Below are 22,878 nucleotides of genomic sequence, written 5' to 3' on the forward strand. Positions count from 1 at the left end.
GGAAGTCGATCCTCTGGTCCGGTACTGCTAGCCGCAGCGACGAACTCTCCGGACCGATCCGTCGTCACGCTCGATCGTGACGGTGCGGCATCCGCGATATCCGCGATCATACCCGTAGGCGCGATAAGCGGGTCGATCGTAGTCTCGGTAGTAACGGGGCTCCGGGCCCACTCTCACGCCGCCGAGCGGAGTATCAACGGCAACCTGAGCTGACGCGGGTGCAATGGAGATCGGCGTGGCCATAGCGAAACCGGCGACCGCCAGTACACCAGCCAATAACAGGGCTCTCATGAGAGTTCCTCCTGAGTTGTTGAATTGCTCTCCAACATCCCAGACAGGGCAAGGTTCCTGCGCGAACGTCATCCGGGCGGCGGGCCGCTCGGACTTGGTCGCAGCCTCGGATGAATGCGGACAGGAACCCGCCGCTGCGCGTCAGCGCGCGAGCTCGACCGACCTTGAAAGCAGGCGTCGATGAGCGAGCGTTCTAGTTGTTCGTCGTCGGCAGATCGTTCGGGCCGTACTGCTTGAACTCGAAGATCTTGCGCGTCAGGCCGGGCGCCAGCGCAGAGATCGGATTGACGCGCAGCACCGGTGCGCTCGGCGTTCCCACCACTTCGTAGGTCACGCCGATCAGGCCTTCATTGCTGCCGGCGCCGAGGAAAATCCCGAAGAACGGGATCTGGCCGAACATGTTGTTCAACCCGTACATCGGAATGAAGGTGCCGTTCATCCGCACCTGGTTGCCGATATAGTCGATGCTGCCTTCGATGGTCGCGCCGATGGTCGGTCCCTTGACCACACCATTGCGGATCGAAAGCTGGCCGCTCTGGCGCGTGAATTCGGCGCGTAGCGCGTCGAACCCGATGCCGTTCTGGGTGCTGACCGGCCCGCCGGCAACGGCCCGATCGAGCTGGGTTTCGCCCTTCACCGAGAATCCGGTGATATTGATGAGCCCTTCCCTGGGGCTCGGCTCAGGGATCGGCGGCTCCATCGCGAGCGTAAGCTGGCCGCCGACCACCTTCGAATAGGTGTCGATGAAGCGCAGGAACGCACCGGCGTCGCTGGTCTGCAGATAGATCACCTCGCGGCCCTGCTGGCGTCCGCGCATATCGACCGTGACGGGGGTGTCGCGACCGACCTTGCCGCTCAGCGTGAACGCCTTGAAGAACCCGTTGCGGCGCGAGACCTTGGCGTCGACGCTGCGCAGCGCTTCGCCGTTGAATCCTGCGACCGCGCCGAGTTTCAGGTCGACATCGAAATCGGTGGTCCTGGTCTTGCTCTTGGGATCGCTATCGCGGCCGGAGATCGCCGACTTCAGGAAGCCGCGGCCGTCGAACACGTCGCCGCGCATCGTCACCTTGATCACGCCGTCGGGACCGCGATCGGCCCGCAGCGAGGTCTTGTCGCCTTCCGACGGCGCGTAGGTCGGGAAGTACGCATTCATGAGATCGCCGTTCTGGTCGACCTCGAGCGCCCCCTTGATCGACACGCCGGCGCCGTCGATCGAGATATCCTCGAACCGGGTCGATTGCCCCTTCGGCACCACGTTGAAGGTCGCCTTGCCGGCCCGGCCCTGCGCCTTGACCCAGCCCGGCAGGATGTTGTCGAGCTTGAGCTGGGTCAGGTCGGCCTCGACGCCCATCTTGGTGGTGGGATTGTCGCCGCTGCCGATCTTGCCGCTCAGCTTGATCGGGATCGCGCCCGAGACCGCGGGACCGAGGTCGAGCCCGAGGCGCGCGCGGCTCGCATCGTCCAGCGTCGCCTGCAGCTTGACGTCGGCGTCGCCCTCAGCCGGCTTGCGGTAGTCGAGCGAGGCCGCCTGCCCGTTGATCTTGACGTCGCCCTTGACCTGGAAGCCGGCATTGCTGGCAATCACTTTCAGCGCGTTGGCTTCGAGCTTCTGGTTCATCACCAGCTTGTCGACGGCAACGCCGGCGATGTCGGCGGTGACCGAGTAGAGCGTATCGGCCTTGGTCAGCTCGCCCTTCACGGGCATGCCGAGATTGATCGTCGCGGTGACGTTGCCCTTGCTGGCGTTGGGATCGATCGGCGGACCGGAGAGATCGCTGAGCCGGTCGGAGGCGAGGATTTCGGCGGCAGCCGGCACCGGACAGTCGACCCGGAACTTGACCTTCGACGGCGACGGCTTCGGCGCCATGTCCGGCACCTCGAAGGTGAAGTCCGACAGCGTGATCTTGCGGCCCGCCGGCGTGTCGGCAATGCCCTGGTTGATGGTCACGGTCGCGCTGCGGCCGGTCACCCTGGCCTTCAGATCCGCGTCATGCACCGCGGGCATCTGATCCACCGGACGCACCGTGACACCCGAGGCGACAATGTTGACCGAGAGGCCGTCATCCGGAATCGGCGGTCCCTTGCGCGACAGGTTGTGCACCGGCGAATTGACGCCTACATCGATACGCTGGAGCGTGCCGCGGTCGATGCGCTCGAGCACCCATTCGCGAACCTCGGGCACGATGATGACCGGCCACATCCGTTTCAGGGCCGAGGCCGACATCGGCGTGCCGGCGAATCCGAGCTGCAGCCGCGGCTCGCCGGAATAGTCGATGCTGCCGGTTCCGGCGACGCCGATCTCGCCATTGGAGATGTCGGCCTGGGTCAGCAGCACGCGCTTCTTGTCAGTGTCGAACCGGAAGCCGATGTTGATGCGATTGAAGATCAACGGCGGTTCGTTCTTGTCGGCGCCGGCCAGCACGATGGTGCCGCCCGACAGGCCGGCCTGCCAGTCGGTGACGTTGTCGTTCGGCGGCTCGAGATGGCCGAGCAGCGTGATGCGGTTGGCGCCCGAGACGACCTTGATCGGCGCCAGCAGTACGCGCCGACCCGAATCCCATTCCACGCTCATCTCGGCCGCATCGATCGGCATCGGATAGTCGGGCGTGTCGGTGTCGATGATGTTGCCGGCGCCGACATTGATCTTGCCGCGGAAGTATGTCGGCAGGCCGTCGCGGCCGAGTTCGCCCTTCATCTCGCCCGACAGCGGCAGGTCGGCGGTGTAGGTCAGATCCTTGGTCCGGAGCGCGAGCAAGATGTTCCGGGTGGAAACCTTGTCGGCTTTGATGTCGACCGAGCGCACGCCGTTCTGCTGCGGTCCGACCAGCACGCGCACCGACCAGGGCTTTGCGCCCTCCTCGCCGAAGCTGAGCGCGACGCCGCCGCCGCTCGGGCGCCGCAGGCTGAGGCTGATGTTCTCGAAGCTCCATTTGTTGCCGCGCTGCTGATCGTCGACGACGAGATTGCCGTTCTTCAGGCCGATCTCGTTGAGGTTCTGCCCGTCGAGGCCGGTCATGCTGAGGCTGTCGAGCCAATCGAGACCGGCGAGCAGCCCGCTCTGAGCCGAATCGGACGCGCCCGCGGAGGGCTCGGCGGCAGCTGGCGGCGAGGCAACCGGCGGCGGCGGGGCTGCGGGTGTCGGACGCGGGAATGTCGGCGGCATCCCCGCCTCCCGCTTGGAGGCAACGCCGGTGGCCAGCGGTTTTGCGGTGTCACCGGCGGACACGGTGACATTGCCGTCTGGCGTGATGCGCACCGACAGCTCCGCGTCGACCAGATTGAGGCTCTCCGCCCGCAACTGGCCCATCAAGAGCGCGGTTCCCGACAGGCGCACTTCGGCCTTGGGCGCGCTCGCAACCACCGCATGGTCGCGGTCGCGGACGATGATGTCGCGGATGCGCACCGCGATCCTGACGCGGCCGGCGCGCTCGATCTGCGTTCCGCCGACCTCGACCGTGTTGCCGTGGCCGATGTTCTCCTCGATCGCCGCGGCGAGCCACGGCGTCGCCATGTCGAGATTGATCGGGCCGGCGCCGAGCCGCCACCACAGCCCGCCGAAGCAGGTCGCGAACATCGCGACCAGCACCACGAGGACCAGTCCGATGCGACGGATCCAGCGCTCGCCGTTCAACCAGCGCCGCATGCCGGAGCAGAAATCGGTGAAGCGATGCAGGTTGGTGTGGGAACGCGCCAGCAATTGCCGCGCACGGTTGCCCGCCGCCTCATCCTGCTCGTCCCACGCAGCGTCGTCCTCCCATTGCGAGAGGTCAGCCCCGGCGCGCGGATTTGGACCCTGCGGCGACGTGTTCCTTGCCATTGCCTCTCGGTGCTGACGGCGAAGCTGATCGCCGCCATCGGGGCGCCCGTCGATCCGTATCGAGCGCTCCTGTGCCGGCATCGCCGCCTATCCTCGCCTAATCATGTTACTCGCCGATGGCCCCCAGAGCGGACCAAACCAACCAATCAAAAGCCAATTCAGCAAGCGGACGGGTCACGCGTCGAATTCCTTGTCACCATACTCCGTGGCCATCAAACTTGCCCAGCGGCCGGTGCGAATCCGGCCGCCGCCAATAAGACCGCAATACCCCAATGGTTGAGCTTCGGAAAGCGACGAAAGGAAGGCGTATGTCCAAGAAAACGCGCAAGAAATCCTCCAACACAACCGGGAAGCGGGTCGCAACAAAGGTTGCGCGCGCCGCAAGCGCAAGCACTGGGAAGTCCGCGACGAAAACCCGCACAGCGGTTGCGAAGAAGGCAGCGGCCAAGAAAACAACTAAGAAAACGACCAAGGCGACCGCAGCGGGTCTTCGAAGCAAAGCCTCGCACAAGGCGGCATCGAAACCGTTAAAGCGAGAGCCGGCCGCGACCGTGACCAGTTCGTCCGCCGTCACACTTGCCGAGGGCGCCGCGGCGCCTGGCTTCAACCTGCCGCGCGACGGCGGGGACAGCGTTTCGCTGAAGGATTTTGCCGGCAAGAAGCTGGTGCTGTTCTTCTACCCCCGCGCCGACACCCCCGGCTGCACCCGGGAGGCGATCGATTTCACCCGGCTCAAAAGCGAGTTCGTAGCGGCAGGGACCGAAGTGGTCGGCATTTCCGCCGACACGGTTAAGGCGCAGGAGTCATTTCGAAACAAACACCAGCTGTCGGTGCCGCTGGTCTCCGATCCGGCCCACCAGATGCTGGAGGCCTATGGCGCCTGGGGCGAAAAATCCATGTATGGCAGGACCTTCATGGGAATTATTCGCACGACGGTTCTGGTCGATTCCGGTGGAAAGGTCGCCCGCATCTGGCGTCATGTGAAGGTCGACGGCCACGCCGAAACGGTATTGGAGGCCGCCCGGGCGCTCTGACGGGACGGGTTCCGTTTCCAGAAAATTAACCATGACGAGCTCAAATCGGCCCCGCAAATTAGCCGTACGGAGCTTGGTCCGACCGGCCGCGGGAGTACCGATGTCGAGCCGGTCCGGACACCACAAACACCATCATCCGCAGGACCATGGCCGGACGCCGGTACGCCGTCCGGCAGCCCATCACCCCGCACCTGCCGCCGCGGCGGTGGCGGCCTCCGGCGAGGGCTATACACTGGTCCATGCCGGCAAGCAGGTCCGGTTCGGGCCGGTGGTGTTCTGGATCATCGTCGGCACCGTGGTGCTGCTCGGCATGTGGTCGGCGGCGACCGCGACCTATTTCGCGTTCCGCGACGACGTGCTGACCCGGCTGATCGCGCGCCAGGCCGAGATGCAATACGCCTATGAGGACCGCATCTCGGAGCTGCGCGCCAAGGTCGACCGCACCACCAGCCGCCAGCTGCTCGACCAGGAGCAGTTCGACCAGAAGCTCGACCAGATCATGAAGCGGCAGTCGACGCTGGAATCGCGCGCCACCGCGCTCGGCGCGATGCCTGACGTCACCAGCACCGGATCGATCAAGCCGCAGGGCCGCGCCGAGGCGGCGCCGTCCTCGGGCACCCTGAAACCCTCCCCGATCAGCGACACCGTGATCTTCGTGGCGCCGCCGGATCGCGAGGCACGACTGGAATCGCGCGCGCCACTGATCGCCAAGATGCAGCCGAACCAGTTCGCCAAGGCCCAGGGCGTCGACAACGTGCTGGTCCGCCTGCAGACCTCGCTTGACCAGGTCGAGCGGCGCCAGGTTGCCGCGCTCGCCTCGGTCGAGGACAGCATCGATTCCAGGGTGCGCCGGATGCGCGGCGTGATCTCCGATCTCGGCCTCAACATGGCGCAGCTCGAGGCGGCGACGCCGCGCTCCGGCATGGGCGGGCCCTTTGTCCCTGTGAAACTCTCTGCCGACGCCGGCGCGTTCGAACGCCAGCTCTATCGCATCAACATCAACCGGGCACAGATGCAGCGACTGAACCAGACGCTGGCGCTGGTGCCTTACCGCAAGCCCGTGGTCGGTGAAGTCGAATTCACCAGCGGCTTCGGCGTGCGCTCCGACCCCTTCCTCGGCCGGCCGGCAATGCATACCGGCCTCGACTTCCGCGCCGCGCAAGGCGATCCGGTGCGTGTCACCGCCAATGGCAAGGTGGTGTCGGCGGGCTGGGCCGGCGGCTATGGCCGCATGGTCGAGGTCGATCACGGCAACGGGCTCTCGACCCGCTACGGCCATCTCTCCGAGATCGGCGTCAAGGTCGGTGAATACGTCAAGATCGGCCAGGGTGATCGGCGCCGTCGGCTCGACCGGCCGCTCCACCGGTCCGCATCTGCACTATGAAACCCGCATCGACGGCGAAGCGGTCGATCCGCAGAAATTCCTCCGCGCCGGCGTCCGGCTCAGCGCGGGCTAGCTCAATCTCACGACGATCGATCTGAAGATCGGCGCAAGCGGTCTCGCTTGCGCCGATCTTGTTTGTGGTTTCAGCGGCGGCCGCCGCCCATGCCGCCGGGCGGTCCGCCGCCACCGAATCCGCCGCCGGGCCCGAACGGACCACCGCCACCGCCGCCAGGGCCGTTGCCCTGGTCGTTGCCGCGCTTCTTGACCTGCGCGCCCGCGAGCGACGTTCCGGCAAGCCAGAACGCTGCCAACAGCGCGCGGCGCGAAATGACCGGCGGGCGCTTCACGCTGCACCGCCTTCGTCGGCATCGTCATCGACCGGACCATCCGGCCCCTCGCGGTAGATGTAGATGCCGAAATTCAAGCGATAGTCGCCGCCCTTGTCTTTTGCGAGCGCGCGGTTGGCCTCGCGGTTGGCGACCTTGAGCGCCTCCATCGCCAGCTCGCGCGAGCGGCCCTCGAGCCGTTTCGCCAGCTTCGCCGACAGGCCGTCGTAATGCACCGCGCGTTCGAGGAAGCGCGGCGCGGCCGACGACACGTTCATCTCGGCGGCCGCCACGTGATCATGCAGGTTGCGGCCGAGATAGTGCCATTTGCGGTCGTCGTCGCCATGCGGCACGAAGGCCTCCTCGACCAGCATGATCTCGTCGTCGTCATTGATGGTGACGAGCTTGCGGTCGAGCCATTCGTCCAGCACGGCGCGCGGCCGCACATCCTTGGTGATCGATTCGACCAGCGTCTCGAACGACGGCGCGCCTCCGTCCGCGGTGCGCGGCAGCGGCAGCGGATCGCCCTTGGCATCGGTGAACTCGGGCCCGGCCAGCCAGCGCGCGATGATCGCGCTGGTGCGCGACAGCGTCGCCGGCACTGCATTGACCGGCGCGCCGGCGCCGCGCAGCCGCGCCACCTCCTTGCGGTGGATGCCGGTCAGCAGGCTGACGCGGCTGTCGGTCTGCTCCTTGCCCTCGAGCGCGAAGTCGTGCTCGGCGACGTTGACATAGAGCTCGCGCAGCAGCTGGGTCAGCGCCGGAAACGTCATGCCGCCGCGGATGCAAAGCCGCACCAGCGGGCGGAACATCCGCGCCAGCGGCGTGTGCAGCTTCGCTGCGGCGATCGGCGCGAACGATCCCACCTTCGACTTCGGGGCCTTGGCATTCATGCCTAACTTTTAGCCGTCCGCGCCGTGGGACACAATCCCACCTCACTTGACGTGTGATATTTTCCCACTTGTGGGAAACAAAATCATCTCCGGACAAGGTTCGCGCGCTCGCCAGCGGGTGTCACGGAGTCCGGCACTGCCGCCATCGCCACGGACCGCTCCATGACGTCTGCCCGATTCGACCTTGCGATCGCGGAAGCCTGCCGGATCGCCCAGGTTCCGTTTGAGGAGTTCGTGTCGACGGTGATGGCGGGCGGCTATCCCTGCCTGCCGGGCGTTGCGCCCGGAACGCCGCGCCGCTTCGACGAAACCGACCTGCTCGCGCTCTATCGTTACCTCGATGAAACCGACATGAACTCGCCGATCATGCGCGGCGGCCTGCGCCGCACCGTCAGCTGGTTCAAGCACAAGCTCGACGCGGCGACCTCGCTCGAATTCATCATCGCCTTCCTGCGCTCGATTCATCTGCTGCCGACCAGCGTCAAGCTGATCGAGAACCGGACCGAGGGCCTCGAATACATTCCGACCGATTTGCGCGATCTCGAATTGTTCGGCGATTTCCTGCTCGAGCCCGGCTTCTACAGCTATCAGGACACCTCGGCCCTGACCCGGTTGCCGCCACCGCGGGTCGATGCGCGCGACTACGACGTCATTCTCGTCGACACCCCGACGCGGGTTGCGATCCAGCGCCGCCCGGGCGCAAAGGTGATTTGCGTCGTGCATGACCTGTTACCGATCACCGATCTCAAGCTGGATGACATCGCAACACGCCTGTTCCTGTCGCGTCTTTACACCAGCGTGAATCAGGCTGACGAGCTCGCCTTCGTCTCGAACTACAGCATGAACCGCTTCCGCGCCCTGCTCCCGCAATATGCGCACATTCCGGTGTGAGTGGTCTATCCGCGGACCCGTTTCGACGTCGCGGAAGCGCCGCTTGTACCGGCGCCAACCGCCGTCCCGGCACGGCCGAGCTTCGTCGTCATCGTTTCAAACGAGCCCCGCAAGAACCTCGCCGCCGTCATCCGCGCCTTCCGCAAGTTGCCGGAGGCCGATCTCGTCGTGATCGGCTATGCCGGTGGCGCCAACCAGGCGCGCAACCTGCCGAAGAACGTCCGTTTCTCCGGCTATGTCGACGAGCACGAGAAGGCGGCATTGATCGCGGACGCGCACGGCCTGATCATGCCGAGCCTCGCCGAAGGCTTTGGCGTCCCGATCATCGAGGCATTCGCGGCCAACACTCCTGTGCTGTGCTCCGATATTGCCGTGTTCCGCGAGGTCGCGGGCGAGCTTGCCGACTATTTCGATCCGTTCTCGACCGACTCGATCTGCGCCTCGGTGCGACGCGTGCTGGCGCAGCAGGAGCAATGGCGCGACCGGATCCGCGCGCGGCGGGCCGAGCTGGCCGAGCGCTTCGGCCACCACACCCAGGCGCGCGACCTGCTGTCGCATCGTGCTGCCCCGGACGTCGCGGCCGCTGCTGCGGCGCTCACCGCCGCGATGGCGACCTTCAACGGTGCAACCGCGCACGGCGTGTAACCGGTCATGAGCACCGATTCCGACGCCATTGGTCTCGCAATCGAACCGCCAGCACGATGGCGCGATCGCGTCCGCACCTGGTCCGCCTCAGTCGCCTATGTCCGCGCCACCGATACCCTGATCGCCCTGGCCACGGCGTCGCTACCCTAGTCGACCACGGCACTCGCCGTCTTCATGCTGCTCTGGCTTGTCGCCGTGATCCCGACCATCGACTGGGAGCAGTTCGTGCTCGACCTCGCGCGGCCTTCCTTGGCGTTGCCGATCGCGCTGGTCGCACTCGCCGTGATCGGTGTGGCGTGGTCGGAGACGAGTTGGGCCGAGCGGCTGCAGGGCATCAAGCCGCTCGGCAAGCTGCTGCTGCTGCCGTTCCTGCTCGGCTACTTCCAGCGCTCGCAGCGCGGGCTCTGGGTGTTCCTGGCCTTCCTGGTGTCCTGCACGGTGCTGATGATCCTGTCCTGGATCGTGCTGGCGCTGCCGCAGCTCAAGCTCGCGCACACCGCATCCGACGGCGTGCCGGTCAAGAACTACCTCGACCAGAGTCAGGAGTTCGCGCTCTGTGCGTTCGCGCTGGCACTGCCGGCATTGACGACGCTGCGGGCCCGGCAATGGCGCTTCGCTGCCGGCGCCATCGCGCTGATGCTGCTGTTCGTCGCCAACATGCTTTATGTCGTCTCGGCGCGGACCGCGCTGGGCTACATGCCGGTGCTGTTGATCCTGTTCGCGTCGCTGCATCTGTCGCGGCGCGCCACGCGGCTGCTGTTCGCCGGCGTCGCGGTCACCAGCCTCGTGGTCTGGACCACGTCTCCCTACCTCCGCCAGCGCATCGCCGACGTCGGCATCGAGTATCGGGCCCACGATACGTCAGGCATCGCTTCCACGGCGCAGCGCCTGACCTATTGGCGGAAGTCGGTGAAGTTCATCGGCGAGGCGCCGTGGCTCGGGCACGGCACCGGCGCGATTAGGCGCATGTTCACGCAGGATGCCGTCGGACAAGCCGGCCTTGAGGCCGAGGTGATCAACAACCCGCACAACCAGACCCTCAATGTCGGGGTCCAGTGGGGGCTGATCGGCATCCTGCTGCTCTACGCGATGTGGATCAGCCACGTCAGGCTGTTCGCCGGCCGCGATCTCGTGAGCTGGATCGGACTCGCCGTGGTCGTGCAGAACATCACAAGCTCGCTGCTCAATTCGCATCTGTCCGATTTTCACGAGGGCTGGATGTACGTGATCGGCGTCGGCGTCGCCGGCGGCATGGCGCTCCGCGCCCGCCGGCCGGAGAAGATTTTGGCCGGACAATGCCGCGGCAGGCGGGTTGAAGCGGCTTGTATAATCCGGAGCTGCATCTGCTCGCGCCGTGTGTGACTCACGGGTGGCGCAACAAATTCAGCGTCGTCCCGGCGTAGGCCGGGACCCATTACCACCGAAGACGATTGTTGCGCGACGCTAGGGCCACAGCTTCCTCACCAACCCAATCCTGTGGTTATGGGTCCCGGCCTACGCCGGGACGACGGTGGTGTTTGCCGAGCGAGCATCGGCTTCATCACTCCCCGCCTACCGCGACGCTTCGTGCCCGACCTCGCCGGTGATGACGTCACCGAACAGCTCCCACGCATCGCCGTTGAAGCGCATCAACTGCATCTGCTCGATCGGGAAGTAGTCGTCGGGAGAGGTGTTGACCATGACGCCCGGCAGCATCAGGTCGGAGTGGAAGTTCTTCAGGTTGGCGGCCTGCTTCATCACGTTCTCGCGCGTGAGATTGTCGCCGCATTGCTTCAATACCTGCATCATCGCCTCGGCCTGGACATAGCCATAGAGGTTGTTGGCATTGGCCTTGTCGCCGTCGGGGTAATACTTGTCCATGAAGGCACGCCAGCTCTGCACCGCCGGATCCTTGTCCCAGGTCGGATCGGTCGGGTCCTTCAGATAGGCGGTCGAGATGATGCCCTTGGAGAACTCGAGCCCGGCCGGCTTCAGCACCGAGGCAACCGAGGTCGCGGTGTTGGCGAGGAAGAATTTCGGCTTCCAGCCGAGCTCGCCCACCTTCCGGATCGCCTGCGCCGAGCCCTTCGGCGCCGCCCAGGAGAAGAAGATGTCGGCGCCGGAATCGTGCAGCGCGACGATCTGCGAATCGATCGAGGGATCGGAGACCTCGTACGACTTGTCGGCGATGATCATGCCGACCTTGTCGCCGAGCCCGTCCTTCAGGCCCTTGAACTGATCCTTGCCGGCATCGTCATTCTGCCAGAACACCGCGATCTTGCTGTCGGGGAATTTGTCGCGAATGTACTTTGCGTAGATGCGGCCCTCGCTCTGGTAGTTGGGCTGGAAGCCCATCGTCCAGGGAAAGTTCTTGGGATCACCGAACTTGGTGCCGCCGGAGGCGACGAACAATTGCGGCACCTTCTTGGCATTCATGTATTTCATGATTGCCGAATTGGACGGCGTGCCGAGCGGCTGGAAGATCAGCAGCACCTCGTCGCTCTCGACCAGCTTGCGCGCCTGCTCGATCGCCTTCGGCGGCGAATAGGCGTCGTCGTAGCTGATGAAGTTGATCTTGCGGCCGTTGATGCCACCCTGCTCGTTGGTCATCTTGAAGAACGCGGCCTCGGTCTTGCCGATCACCCCATAGGACGACGCCGGGCCGCTGTATGGCATGATGTTGCCGATCTTGATTTCGCCATCACTCGCGCCGGGATCGTATTTCTTCTGCGCGGTGGCCGAGGTCGCGATCAGTGCGGCACTTGCGAACGCCGCGATTGCGCCAATATATCCGAAACGAGCCGGCATCGTTTTCTCCCGATTTTTGTCGTTGGTTTTGGCGGCAAGTCTCGCAAGAGACGCATGTGCTGGCAAGCGCTGGGTTTTTCCGCTGGGCGAAACGGCATTGTTGCCTGGCGCTATTTATGATTGAAGGTCGATCTGGGGATCACGAGTCGAGGCGTTCTGATTGCGTAAACCGGACATCCGTACCGGTCCGCGGCATCCGCATCTTGCGGCCGCGGGCTATGAGATCACGCGCCGCCTCAGCGAGTCTGCGCTGGCGAAGCGTGGCCTGCACAAGGCCAATGGCGCGTTCGCGCAGCGCACGATCGCCTCGATCCGCGAAAAGCTGCAGCGCGGCGAGACCGTCTATATCGCAGGCCTCGCCTGCCCCGGCACGCACAATACCGGCGTCGCGCTGGTCGAGATCACCCAGAAGGACGGACCGCGCCTGATCGTCAACAACGAGGAAGAGCGCTTCTCCGGTAACAAGCACACCAACGAGTTCCCGCAACACGCGCTCGACGACATGCGCAAGGTGTTGCAGCGGATGGGCCGCGACATCGGCGATATCGCCGCCTTCGTCACGACATGGGACTATCCGGCGCTGCTGGCGATGCTGATCCGCACCTCGCTCGAGGAAGCGCCGGCCAGCCTCAAACTGCTGCGCGCCCCGATCGCACCGGCGATCAATCTGCGCCAGCTGGATCAGGTGCGGCGGCTGTCGCACCGGCTCGGCAGGATGTACGGGCTCGACAAGCAATTGCCGCTGATCTGCATGCCGCATCACGACAATCACGCCTGGTACTCGTTCACGGCCTCGCCATTCGCCGATGCGCGCGAGCGTGTCGCGATCGCGGTGCTCGACGGTACCGGCGACGTCGGCTCGATCTCGCTCTATGTCGCCGAGAACGGCGAGATGAAGCAGCTCTATTGCAACGAGAGCCTGTTCGACTCGCTCGGTGCTTTCTACACCGTGATCTCATCCAGCCAGGGCGGCTGGACTTGGCTGTCCAGCGAGGGACGCTACATGGGCGCCGCCGCCTGGGGCGACATGAACCGCGCCACCAATCCGTATTATCAGCGCTTGAAGGCGGTGCTGCAGCTCGGGCCCAACGGCAGCGTGCAGCTCAATCGCGCGATGGCCAATTGGTACGCCGATCCCGCCGACAATCCCTATCGTCAGCCGCTGATCGACATTCTCGGCCCGCCGCTGCGCCCGGACCAGCTCTGGAATCCAGACGCCGTGCTGCGCGTCGAGGACATCAATCACCGCCCCGACACCAAGGACCGCGTTGATAAGGCAGCCGCGACGCAACTGGTGTTCGAGGACGCGATGATCCATGTCATCGACCATCTCCTGCGCACCACCGGCACCGACCGCCTGGTGCTGACCGGGGGCGTCGCGCTGAACGCGCTCGGCAACATGCGGCTGCTCGAGCATTTCGACGAGGCGTGGTTCGAGCGGGCGCAGCAGCGCAAGACGCGACTGCATATGTGGGTGCCGCCGGTGCCCGGCGATCCCGGCGTGCCGATCGGCGCCGCCTGGCTGTTCGCGCATATGGCGGGCGCGCCGCGCGGCGCGCCGCTGTCGCACGCATTCTATTGCGGCCTGCCGCCCTCGAACGCCGGCATCACCGCGGCGCTGCAAGCCGACGACATCGCCTCGACCGAGATCGGCAATGTGGCGACGTCAGAAGGGCGCGATGCGGTTGCCGACCTGATGGCATCCATGGTCGCGCAAGGCGGCGTGATCGCGATCTATCAGGGCGCCGCCGAAACCGGCCCGCGCGCGCTCGGCCATCGCTCGATCCTCGCCAATCCCTGCGATCCCGAGGTGCGCGAGCGGCTCAACGAGCGCGTCAAGTATCGCGAGGCGATCCGGCCGCTGGCGCCGATGGCGACGCTGCAAGCTGCGCGCGATTATTTCGAGCTGGAAGACGGCGCCTCCGACGCTGACTACAACGCCTATAACTACATGGTGCTCACGGCGCATTCGAAGCCCGAGGCGCGCGCGAAGATTCCGGCGGTGGTGCATGCCGACGGCACCGGCCGCGTCCAGATCGTGCGCGAGGCCGACGATCCCCTCACCTATGCCTATCTGAAGGCGCTCGGCCGTCATATCGGCGTCGAGATGTCGGTCAACACCTCGTTCAACGTCGCAGGTCCGATCGCGCAGACGCCGGCGCAGGCGATGAACACGCTGCGCCGCTCCAAGGGGCTCGATGCCGTGGTGTTGGTCGCCGACGACGGCACCGCCTACGCCGCCTGGCACGGCGGCGAGCGCGACAGCGGCCGCTTCAGCGGATGGTATGCGGCGTGGAAGCAGGCGCGCGGCTGAACCAAACCAGCACGCGGCCGTCGATCAAGAGCAGCGCGCTCGCGATCACCAGCGCGCCGATCACCTCGCGCAGTGCGATCGGCTCGCCGAGCACGAGATAGCCGAGCAGCATCGCGGTGACCGGAATCAGCAGCGTCACCAGCATCACATTGGTCGCTCCGGAGCGCTGCAGGATCTGAAAGAACACGATATAGGCCAGCGCCGTCGACAGCGCCGCGAGCCCGAGCACGGCGAGCCATGTCGCGGGATGCGGCATCGGCAACAGCCACGGCCGATCGACGACGGCGGCGATGGGCGCCATCAGCACCGCCGAGGCCATCATCTGGAACGTCGCGGTGCCCAAGGGCGGCACGCGCTGCGGCAGCCGCCGTCCGACCAGCGCCGCGATGCCGTAGCTGAAGGCGCCCGCGAGGCACAGCAGGATGCCGATGCCCTGCCGGCTCTCGAAGCCGAGCGCATCGCCATGCAGGATCGCAACCCCGATCAGCCCGACCAGAACGCCCGCCACGCGGCGCGCTTGCAACCGTTCCTCGCCGGCCGCCGCCATCACGACCACCGCGAACAGCGGCGTCGTCGCGTTGAGGATCGAGGCCAGCCCGCTCGGAATATAGGTCTGCCCGAACACGATCAGCGCGAACGGCAGCACATTGTTGAACAGCCCCATCGCAACGAACGGCGCCCAGCCGGACAGGCTGCGCGGGAATTCGATTCCGGCGGCCCGCAGCAGCGGCAGCAGGATGATCGTGCCGAGCACGACGCGCAACAGCACCAGGGTCAGCGGCGGCAATTCGCGCAGGATCACGCCGTTGAAGAAGAACGAGCCGCCCCAGAGTACCGACAGCAGGACAAGCAGCCCCCAGTCGCGGCGATCGATCCAGTTGTCGGCGGAAGGCATGTCGGGCACTCACCTGCAGTCGGACAGGTGACTAGGGCAGCGCCGCGAATATTCCCACCCGATTTCCGACAATGGCGGCCCGCCTATTTCGGCCGCGACACGATCTCGATCATCTGGCCCTCGTCGGCGTCGGGCGCATGGGCCTTCGCCTTGTCGTAGGCGGCGAGCGCGGCGCGGCTCACGGGCACGCCGGGCAGCAAGGTCTCGGCGAGCCGCACGGCGTAGTCGGCATCCTTGTGGCGCAGCGCCGCGGTGAACGATGCGCCGGAGAAGTTGCGGTCGATCATCCGCTTGGAGTGGCGGATCACCTGCGGGCTCGCCACCGCGCCGGTCGCCAGCGCCTCGGCCACCAATTGCATGTCGAGGCCCGCCTGCTCGGCGATCGCCACGCCCTCGGCGAGGCTTGCGATCTGCACCGCGCCGATCAGGTTGTTGATCAACTTGAACACAGTGCCGGTGCCAACCGCGCCGAAATGGCGGATCGTGCTGCCGATCGGCGCTAGGAACGGCCGCGCCCGATCGAGATCGGCGGGATCAGCGCCCACCAGCAGCGTCAGCTTGCCGGCCGCCGCCGCCTCCGGCAGGCCGGTGACCGGGCAATCGATGTAGACCAAGCCACGGCTCTGCAGTTCGCGCGCCATCTCGACCGTGTGCTGGTACGAGACCGTGGAGCATTCGATCGCGAGCGTGCCGGCCTTCATGTTGGCGGCGGCGCCGTCCCTGGTCAGCCAGACCGCGCGCGAGGCTTCGTCGTCGGCGACCATGGTCACGACAGCATCGGCGTCGATTGCGGCATCCTCCGGCGAGGTCGCCCACAGCGCGCCGCGAGCGATCAGGTCCGCGGCCTTGGCCTTGCTGCGGTTCCACACGGCGACCGTGAAGCCGGCATCGAGGTAACGGCCGGCCATGCCGTGGCCCATGCGTCCCAATCCGATGAAAGCGACGCGCGGCATGGGCTAATCCACATCCTCAACGGAACCGGGCCCGGTGCCGAAGGCACGCTGCGCCAAGGTCGCCGCCATGAATTCATCGAGGTCGCCATCGAGCACCCCCGACGTGTCGGAGGTCTGCACACCGGTGCGCAGGTCCTTCACCATCTGATAGGGCTGCAACACATAGGAGCGGATCTGGTGACCCCAGCCGATGTCGGTCTTGGCGGCCTGATCGGCGGCAGCCTGCTCCTCGCGCTTCTTCAGCTCGATCTCGTAGAGCCGCGCGCGCAGCATGTCCCAGGCCTGCGCCCGGTTCTTGTGCTGGGAGCGGCCGGCCTGGCAGACCACCGCGATGCCGGTCGGGATGTGCGTCAGGCGCACCGCCGACTCGGTCTTGTTGACGTGCTGACCGCCGGCGCCGCCCGACCGCATGGTGTCGGTGCGGACATCGGACTCCTTGATCTCGATCTTGATGGAGTCGTCGATCACCGGGAAGATCTGCACCGACGAGAACGAGGTGTGCCGCCGCGCGTTGGAATCGAACGGCGAGATGCGCACCAGGCGATGCACGCCGGCCTCGGTCTTCAGCCAGCCATAGGCGTTGTGGCCGCTGATCTGGATGGTGGCGGACTTGATGCCGGCCTCTTCACCCTGGGATTCTTCGAGGAACTCGATCTTGAAGCCGTGCTTCTCCGCCCAGCGCGTGTACATGCGCAGCAGCATCTGCGCCCAGTCCTGGCTCTCGGTGCCGCCGGCGCCGGCATGGACTTCGAGATAGGAATCGAACTTGTCGGCCTCGCCCGACAGCAGCGCCTCCAGCTCGCGCCGGGCGACCTCCTTCTTGAGATCCTTGAGCGCCTTCTCGGCCTCGGCGACCACGCCCTCATCGTTCTCGGCCTCGCCGAGCTCGATCATGCCGATATTGTCCTCGAGCTCGCGCTCGACCTTGCCGATGCCTGAGAGCGCGTCCTCCAGTGAGGTACGCTCCTGCATCAGCCGCTGGGCCTTCTGGGGATCGTTCCAGAGATTGGGGTCTTCTGCGAGCTTGTTCAGCTCAGCGAGGCGTGCCGTCGATTGTTCGACGTCAAAGATGCCTCCTCAGCAGCCCGACTGACTGCTTGATCTCTTCAACAAGGCGTTCGATTTCCGCGCGCATGGTCTTTCAGGTGTTGGCTAAAAAGGTTCCGGGGGATGTAGCGACCGGCGCGGCAAAGCGCAATCGACTTGGCCGCACTATCCCGGCGATTTGGCCGGACAGGCCGCTAGTAAAGCCCCCCGGTTCCCGGACGCATGAAGAAGCCGCCATCCGGCTGCGCCCCATTCTGCGACGGCTGCGGGCCAGGCGCAGGGCCGCGCCCATCGGCATCGGCGACGCCGATGACCGAATAGTTCTCCGGCGGCGCGGTGCCCGGCTTGAAGGCTTCGAGGATGGTGTTGCCGCCGTCGCCGGGACCGGCGCGCATGCCGGTCTTGGCGTCGACGCGGATCAGCTTGATGCCGGCCGGAACCTTGAACGGCGTCGGCGGCTTGTCGGCGAGCGCAAGCTTGAGGAAGTCGCGGGCGATCGGCGCTGCGACGTGGCCGCCGGTGGCGGCGCGGCCGAGATTGCGCGGCTTGTCGTAGCCCATGTAAACGCCGACTGCGAGATCCGGCGAGAAGCCGACGAACCAGACGTCCTTCTCGTCGTTGGTGGTGCCGGTCTTGCCGGCGATCGGCTTGCCGACCTCCTTCACGACGGTCGCGGTGCCGCGCTGGACCACACCTTCCATCATCTCGGTGATCTGGTAGGCGGTCATCGGGTCGAGCACCTGCTCGCGGCGGTCGACCAGCTGCGGCTCCGGCTGGCTCTTCCAGCCCCCGGGCGCGTCGCAGCCGCGGCATTCGCGGGTGTCGTGCTTGAAAATGGTATGCCCGTAGCGATCCTGGATGCGATCGATCAGCGTCGGCTTCACCCGGCGGCCGCCATTGGCGAACATCGAATAGGCCGTGACCATGCGCATCACGGTCGTCTCGCCGGCACCCAGCGCATACGACAGATAGTTCGGCAATTCGTCATAGACGCCAAAGCGCTTGGCGTATTCGCCGACCAGCGGCATGCCGATGTCCTGCGCGAGCCGCACCGTCACGGTGTTGAGCGAGCGCTGCAACGCGTTGCGCAGCGTGGTCGGGCCGTAATATTTGCCGGTCGAATAGTTTTCCGGACGCCACACGCCGGCGCCCTGCCCCTGATCGATCTCGATCGGCGCGTCGATCACGGTGGTCGACGGCGTATAGCCATTGTCCAGCGCCGACGAGTACACGATCGGCTTGAACGACGAACCCGGCTGCCGGTAGGCTTGCGTCGCGCGGTTGAACTGGCTCTGGTCGAACGAGAAGCCGCCGACCATCGCGAGCACGCGGCCGGTCCACGGATCCATCGCCACCATGGCGCCGGACACTTCAGGCAATTGCCGCAGGCGATACTGGCCTTCGACCGCGTTGCCGTCCTTGGTCACCAGCGGATCGGCGTAGATCACGTCGCCCGGCTGCAGCACCTGCGAAACGGCGCTCGGCGCCTTGCCCTTGGTCTTGGCCCAACGTACGCCGTCCATCGTGATGATGCCGGTCTGCCGCTCCTTGCTGACCGCGCCGCCGAGTTCGCGGCCCGGCTGGAAGCCGATCCGCGCCGACTGATCGCTGGTCTCGAGCACGACAGCCATCCGCCACGGCGAGATGTCGGAGAGCGACTTCACGTCGGCAAGCTTGACGCCCCAGTCACCGGAAATGTCGAGCTTGTGCAGCGCCCCGCGCCAACCCTGCGCCTCGTCGTAATTGACGAGCCCCGCGACCATGGTCTTGCGCGCCATCACCTGGATCTTGGGATCGAGCGTGGTGCGCACCGACAGACCACCCTCGTAGAGCTTCTTTTCGCCGTAGCGCTCGAAGATGTCGCGGCGGACCTCCTCGGCGAAATATTCGCCGGCGAAGATATGCGCGCCGTTCGAGCGGCTGGTGACGTTGAGCGGGTCCTTGCGCGCCTTGTCGGCGTCGGCCTGCTTGATCCAGCCGTTCTCCAGCAGACGATCGATCACATAATTGCGGCGCTCGATCGCGCGGTCGCGGTTGCGCACCGGATGCAGCGCCGCCGGCGCTTTCGGCAGCGCGGCGAGATAGGACGCCTCCGCAATCGTCAGCTCGTTGACCGACTTGTCGAAATAGACCAGCGACGCCGCCGCGATGCCGTAGGCACCGAGGCCGAGATAGATTTCGTTCAGATAGAGCTCGAGGATGCGGTCCTTGGAATAGGCGCGCTCGATGCGCATCGCCAGCAAGGCTTCCTTGATCTTGCGGCTGAACGAGACCTCGTTAGTGAGCAGGAAGTTCTTCGCGACCTGCTGGGTGATGGTCGAGGCGCCCTGCGGGCGACGGTTCGAGCCGTAGTTCTGCGCATAAAGGATCGCAGCGCGCGCCATGCCCTGATAGTCGATGCCGCCGTGCTCGTAGAAGTTCTTGTCTTCGGCGGCGAGGAAGGCGTTGATCACGAGCTTCGGCACCGCCTGGATCGGCAGATAGAGCCGGCGCTCCTTGGAGTATTCGCCAAGCAGCGCGCCGTCGGCGGCATGCACGCGGGTCATCACCGGCGGCTCATAGTCCTGCAGCTGCGAGTAGTCGGGCAGATCCTTGGAGAAATGCCAGATGGCGCCAGCGACGGCGGCGACACCGACCAGGAACACGACGGTTCCGGCGGCGAACAAGAAACCCATAAACCGCACGAGCAGGCGCATTATCGACGTTCCGTTCCTACCCTCCGGCGCTCAGTCGTCAGAAGCGCCTGTCCAAAAGTGCGAAAGCCTCACACAACGAAGCTTTGGCCCAGCGAGCCACCTTGCGCACGCGAGTATACAAGAGCCGCCGGACAATATGGTCGATTCTGCGGACCTGCGGTCCATTGTCTATACCGTCGCGGCTGTGGCCAAACTAGGGCTTCGGCGCAACGGCCCCGGCTTTTCAGCGAGCCGATTTCACTTTGCCGACCCGGCAGTTGCCAGCCGTTTGGCGAAGAACGTGTCGATCGCCTGCACCATCGAGCCGACCGCCTTGTTCCGCCAGCTCTCCGAGACCAGGTGCTCGAGGTCCCCCTTGTTGGAGACGTAGCCGATCTCGACCAGCACGGACGGCACGTCGGGCGCCTTCAGCACCCGGAAGCCGGCCGATTTGAGCGGATGCTTGTGCATCCGCACCGTGGTCTTCATCTCGTCCATCAGAAGACGGGCGAAGCGATTGGAAAACGTCTTGGTTTCACGCTGCGCGAGGTCGATCAGGATGTCGGCGACCTCGGTCGGTTCGTCGGTCAGGTTCACCCCGCCGATGGCGTCGGCCTTGTTTTCCGCCTCCGCCAGCCGTTCGGCCTCGGCGTCGGAGGCCTTGTCCGACACCGTGTAGATCGTGGCGCCCTGGGCATCGCCCTCGCGGCGCGGCAGGGCGTCGGCGTGGATCGAGACGAACAGCGCCGCGGACTGGGAGCGCGCGATCTTCACCCGATCGTTGAGCGGGATGAAGGTGTCGTCGGACCGCGTCATGACCACCCGATACTTGCCCGACTTCTCGATCCGGTCGCGCAGGGCAAGGCCAAAGCCGAGCACCAGGTTCTTCTCGGTCTGGTCGCCGGATTGCGTGCCGTTGTCGATGCCGCCGTGACCGGGATCGATCACGATCAGCGGGCGCGCGTCGGTGACCGCGACCGGCGGCAGCGCCGCCGAGGTGACGGCCGGAATGGTGGCGGGTGGTGGATTCGGAAGTCGCCGGTTTCGATTCGGGCCGGCTCGCGGGCGCCAGCGACTGCACGAAGCTGGTGCGGTCGACCTCCTCGAAGTCCAGCACAAGCCGCGGCGGCTGGCCGTTGGCGGCGTCGAGCACGTAGGAATTCGCGATCTTCACCGGTCCGGTCAGGTCGAACACGATCCGCGAGCCGCCGGGCATCACGAGGCCATAGCGGAACGCCTTCACCAGGCCCCGCCCCGCCGAGCCGGTGCCGGCCGCGAGCTGAAAATCGACCTGCGGGATATCGACCACGACGCGGTAGGGGTCAGCCAGCGGGAAGGCGCGAAATTCGATCTTGCGGTCGAGGTCGAGGATGAATCGGGTCTGCTTGGCGTCGCCGGCGAGCCTGGCGCCGGATGCGACCGGGAAATTCGGGGAGCTCGCGGCCGGCGCAGGCGGGCTGTTCTGCGGGCCCTCAGCGGCGCTCGGGGCGCCGGCAATGGCAAACACCGATGTTGCGGCGCAAAATAGCCCGCATCCCAGAAAAACAAGGTGTTTTGCGCGGTTCGCCACCCGATTCGTAGCCTCCCAGCTGCTTCTTACCGCATTAGAACCACACGGTTAATCGCCCCCTAATGACGCTCCGGCGAAAAGAACCGAGTGTTGCGGCGGCGTGACGCTTCCCTTGCACGCGGCGGTCAATCCACGTATGTACGAGGTGCTGACGGCTAGTACTCCCGGTTGTGTCGCGTTCAGCCTCCCGGTGCAGCGGTGGAACCTTCCTGATCGAAGATCCCGCCGTGTTTTTCCGGTCCCTCCCCAGCCAGCGCCGCGCGCGGCTGACACGGAGTGGCGGATTCAAGCCCGAGCGGCGTCCGGTCCCAGGCACACTCCCTCGCCAGAGGGACGGTTTGAGACAAGGCATAACCGATTATCCGGTCCCTTGGGGCCTCGATATGCGATGGCCGGCAGGCGCTTCGGCGCCAGACGGGGCTTTCAGCAAAAGATACGGCGGTATTTTTCGCCGCCAACATGTTTAGACGGGCCGACGCTTAATGCGCCAGACTGCATTGCCGACCAGGATCCCCCGAATGATCGCGCTGACGCGAGGTGAAAACTTCGCCCGTCGCATCATCCCGGTGAGTTCCCGTCCGGCGCTGCGCCGCGAGATGCGTTTCGGCCTTCCCCTCACCCCCGAATCAGGTGGACCGTCGCGTCACCGGGCGGCGCAGTTTGCGCGCGCCATGATCCGCGCCCGCCGCCGTCAAGAGCTCCAAAATGCCCAACAAGATGTTGATCGATGCCACCCACCCGGAAGAGACCCGGGTCGTCGTGGTCCGTGGCAATCGCGTCGAAGAGTTTGATTTCGAGACCGCCCAGCGCAAACAGCTGCGCGGCAACATTTATCTCGCCAAGGTTACGCGCGTAGAGCCGTCGCTGCAGGCCGCCTTCATCGAGTATGGCGGCAACCGGCATGGCTTCCTGGCCTTCAGCGAAATCCATCCCGACTATTACCAGATCCCGGTCGCCGACCGTCAGGCGCTGATCGAGGCCGACGAGCGCGCCCATCGCGAGGCCGAGGAAGAGCACGAGAACCGCGGCCATCGCCGCCGGTCGCGCCATCGCAATGCCCGTCGCCGCGGCCATGGCGAGCGCGTCCAGAGCGAGGTGATCGAGGGCGCGAACGACACCCAGGCGCTGCCCACCATCGAGGCCCACGAACATCCCGTCGATGCCGAGCATCATGAACATGATGCCGGGCACCAGGATCACGGCGTGGTCGCCCACGAAGGCCACGAGCATGAGGCGCATGATCATGCGCATCACGAGGACCATGAGCATCACGATGATCATGACCACGACGATCATGGCGACCACGATCATGGTCACGACGACCATCACGACCACGATCATGCCCATGATCACGAC

The 22,878-nt window shown here is 65.6% G+C and carries 15 protein-coding genes and 2 pseudogenes; 7 read left to right on the forward strand and 10 right to left on the reverse strand.

Annotated elements, in window-relative coordinates; translation table 11 throughout:
• Positions 1-484 precede the first annotated feature (484 nt).
• Positions 485-4,189 (reverse strand): YhdP family protein, encoded by a 3,705-nt coding sequence (locus ACVWZM_RS42240; protein WP_141342565.1) that lies wholly within the window; start codon positions 4,187-4,189, stop codon positions 485-487.
• Positions 4,190-4,416: 227 nt separating this feature from the next.
• Here ACVWZM_RS42240 and ACVWZM_RS42245 point away from each other — a divergent pair, with 227 nt between their 5' ends.
• Both ACVWZM_RS42245 and ACVWZM_RS42250 read left to right on the forward strand, forming a co-directional pair.
• On the forward strand, positions 4,417-5,142 hold the full coding sequence (locus ACVWZM_RS42245; RefSeq protein ID WP_076832291.1) for a peroxiredoxin: 726 nt from the start codon (positions 4,417-4,419) through the stop codon (positions 5,140-5,142).
• A gap of 100 nt (positions 5,143-5,242) precedes the next feature.
• A pseudogene (locus tag ACVWZM_RS42250) lies at positions 5,243-6,599 on the forward strand (peptidoglycan DD-metalloendopeptidase family protein).
• Between the two features lie 70 nt (positions 6,600-6,669).
• Here ACVWZM_RS42250 and ACVWZM_RS42255 read toward each other — a convergent pair.
• Together ACVWZM_RS42255 and ACVWZM_RS42260 are read right to left on the reverse strand one after the other, a co-directional pair.
• Positions 6,670-6,873 carry a hypothetical protein gene (locus ACVWZM_RS42255; protein ID WP_076832286.1) on the reverse strand — a complete coding sequence of 68 codons (204 nt, stop codon included), beginning with the start codon at positions 6,871-6,873 and terminating at the stop codon, positions 6,670-6,672.
• Positions 6,870-7,745: a DUF6502 family protein gene (locus ACVWZM_RS42260; RefSeq protein WP_076832283.1), complete on the reverse strand. Its 876-nt coding sequence runs from the start codon at positions 7,743-7,745 to the stop codon at positions 6,870-6,872. The genes ACVWZM_RS42255 and ACVWZM_RS42260 overlap by 4 nt, the downstream gene beginning before the upstream one ends.
• Before the next feature lie 162 nt (positions 7,746-7,907).
• On the opposite strand from ACVWZM_RS42260, the gene ACVWZM_RS42265 reads away from it, so the two are divergent.
• Genes ACVWZM_RS42265 through ACVWZM_RS42280 form a run of 4 tightly spaced genes read left to right on the forward strand, consistent with a single transcriptional unit; the run spans position 7,908 to position 10,643 of the window.
• Positions 7,908-8,636: a hypothetical protein gene (locus ACVWZM_RS42265; RefSeq protein ID WP_456856216.1), complete on the forward strand. Its 729-nt coding sequence runs from the start codon at positions 7,908-7,910 to the stop codon at positions 8,634-8,636.
• Positions 8,637-9,281, forward strand: a complete 645-nt coding sequence (locus tag ACVWZM_RS42270; RefSeq protein WP_456856218.1) for a glycosyltransferase — start codon at positions 8,637-8,639, stop codon at positions 9,279-9,281. It abuts the gene before it with no gap.
• A gap of 6 nt (positions 9,282-9,287) precedes the next feature.
• Positions 9,288-9,431, forward strand: a complete 144-nt coding sequence (locus ACVWZM_RS42275) for a hypothetical protein (protein ID WP_456856220.1) — start codon at positions 9,288-9,290, stop codon at positions 9,429-9,431.
• 24 nt (positions 9,432-9,455) lie between these two features.
• Positions 9,456-10,643 carry an O-antigen ligase family protein gene (locus ACVWZM_RS42280; protein WP_456856222.1) on the forward strand — a complete coding sequence of 396 codons (1,188 nt, stop codon included), beginning with the start codon at positions 9,456-9,458 and terminating at the stop codon, positions 10,641-10,643.
• A gap of 189 nt (positions 10,644-10,832) precedes the next feature.
• Here the strand turns inward: ACVWZM_RS42280 and ACVWZM_RS42285 are convergent, their stop codons facing one another.
• The gene (locus ACVWZM_RS42285; protein ID WP_057020008.1) at positions 10,833-12,068 is read right to left on the reverse strand and encodes an ABC transporter substrate-binding protein; all 1,236 of its coding nucleotides are present in this window, start codon (positions 12,066-12,068) and stop codon (positions 10,833-10,835) included.
• A 160-nt stretch (positions 12,069-12,228) separates the two neighbouring features.
• Between ACVWZM_RS42285 and ACVWZM_RS42290 the strand changes: the two genes are divergently transcribed.
• Positions 12,229-14,382 (forward strand): carbamoyltransferase C-terminal domain-containing protein, encoded by a 2,154-nt coding sequence (locus tag ACVWZM_RS42290; RefSeq protein ID WP_076832281.1) that lies wholly within the window; start codon positions 12,229-12,231, stop codon positions 14,380-14,382.
• Here the strand turns inward: ACVWZM_RS42290 and ACVWZM_RS42295 are convergent.
• From ACVWZM_RS42295 to ACVWZM_RS42320, 6 genes and pseudogenes are all read right to left on the reverse strand, one after another.
• Positions 14,342-15,277 carry a DMT family transporter gene (locus ACVWZM_RS42295; protein WP_076832278.1) on the reverse strand — a complete coding sequence of 312 codons (936 nt, stop codon included), beginning with the start codon at positions 15,275-15,277 and terminating at the stop codon, positions 14,342-14,344. The genes ACVWZM_RS42290 and ACVWZM_RS42295 overlap by 41 nt on opposite strands.
• Before the next feature lie 83 nt (positions 15,278-15,360).
• Positions 15,361-16,230, reverse strand: coding sequence for an NAD(P)-dependent oxidoreductase (locus ACVWZM_RS42300; protein WP_057020005.1), 870 nt, complete (start codon positions 16,228-16,230; stop codon positions 15,361-15,363).
• 3 nt (positions 16,231-16,233) lie between these two features.
• Positions 16,234-17,365, reverse strand: a protein-coding gene (gene prfB, locus ACVWZM_RS42305; protein ID WP_141342568.1) for a peptide chain release factor 2 whose coding sequence is annotated in 2 segments (ribosomal slippage) — positions 16,234-17,295 and positions 17,297-17,365 — 1,131 coding nt in all. Because the reading frame shifts where the segments join, the coding sequence is not laid out codon by codon here.
• A 106-nt stretch (positions 17,366-17,471) separates the two neighbouring features.
• Positions 17,472-19,973 (reverse strand): penicillin-binding protein 1A, encoded by a 2,502-nt coding sequence (locus tag ACVWZM_RS42310; RefSeq protein ID WP_028332239.1) that lies wholly within the window; start codon positions 19,971-19,973, stop codon positions 17,472-17,474.
• A gap of 237 nt (positions 19,974-20,210) precedes the next feature.
• Positions 20,211-21,522, reverse strand: a pseudogene (locus tag ACVWZM_RS42315) (N-acetylmuramoyl-L-alanine amidase).
• 615 nt (positions 21,523-22,137) lie between these two features.
• Positions 22,138-22,869 carry a hypothetical protein gene (locus ACVWZM_RS42320; protein ID WP_283805978.1) on the reverse strand — a complete coding sequence of 244 codons (732 nt, stop codon included), beginning with the start codon at positions 22,867-22,869 and terminating at the stop codon, positions 22,138-22,140.
• Positions 22,870-22,878: the final 9 nt, after the last annotated feature.

This window comes from Bradyrhizobium sp. USDA 4501 (genome assembly GCF_054062115.1).

Coding starts and splice junctions, on each gene's coding strand:
- ACVWZM_RS42240 (WP_141342565.1), bottom strand. CDS start 4,189: ATGCCGGCACAGGAGCGCTCGATACGGATCGACGGGCGCCCCGATGGC.
- ACVWZM_RS42245 (WP_076832291.1), top strand. CDS start 4,417: ATGTCCAAGAAAACGCGCAAGAAATCCTCCAACACAACCGGGAAGCGG.
- ACVWZM_RS42260 (WP_076832283.1), bottom strand. CDS start 7,745: ATGAATGCCAAGGCCCCGAAGTCGAAGGTGGGATCGTTCGCGCCGATC.
- ACVWZM_RS42265 (WP_456856216.1), top strand. CDS start 7,908: ATGACGTCTGCCCGATTCGACCTTGCGATCGCGGAAGCCTGCCGGATC.
- ACVWZM_RS42275 (WP_456856220.1), top strand. CDS start 9,288: ATGAGCACCGATTCCGACGCCATTGGTCTCGCAATCGAACCGCCAGCA.
- ACVWZM_RS42280 (WP_456856222.1), top strand. CDS start 9,456: ATGCTGCTCTGGCTTGTCGCCGTGATCCCGACCATCGACTGGGAGCAG.
- ACVWZM_RS42285 (WP_057020008.1), bottom strand. CDS start 12,068: ATGCCGGCTCGTTTCGGATATATTGGCGCAATCGCGGCGTTCGCAAGT.
- ACVWZM_RS42295 (WP_076832278.1), bottom strand. CDS start 15,277: ATGCCTTCCGCCGACAACTGGATCGATCGCCGCGACTGGGGGCTGCTT.
- ACVWZM_RS42300 (WP_057020005.1), bottom strand. CDS start 16,230: ATGCCGCGCGTCGCTTTCATCGGATTGGGACGCATGGGCCACGGCATG.
- ACVWZM_RS42310 (WP_028332239.1), bottom strand. CDS start 19,973: ATGCGCCTGCTCGTGCGGTTTATGGGTTTCTTGTTCGCCGCCGGAACC.
- ACVWZM_RS42320 (WP_283805978.1), bottom strand. CDS start 22,869: ATGGGCATGATCGTGGTCGTGATGGTCGTCGTGACCATGATCGTGGTC.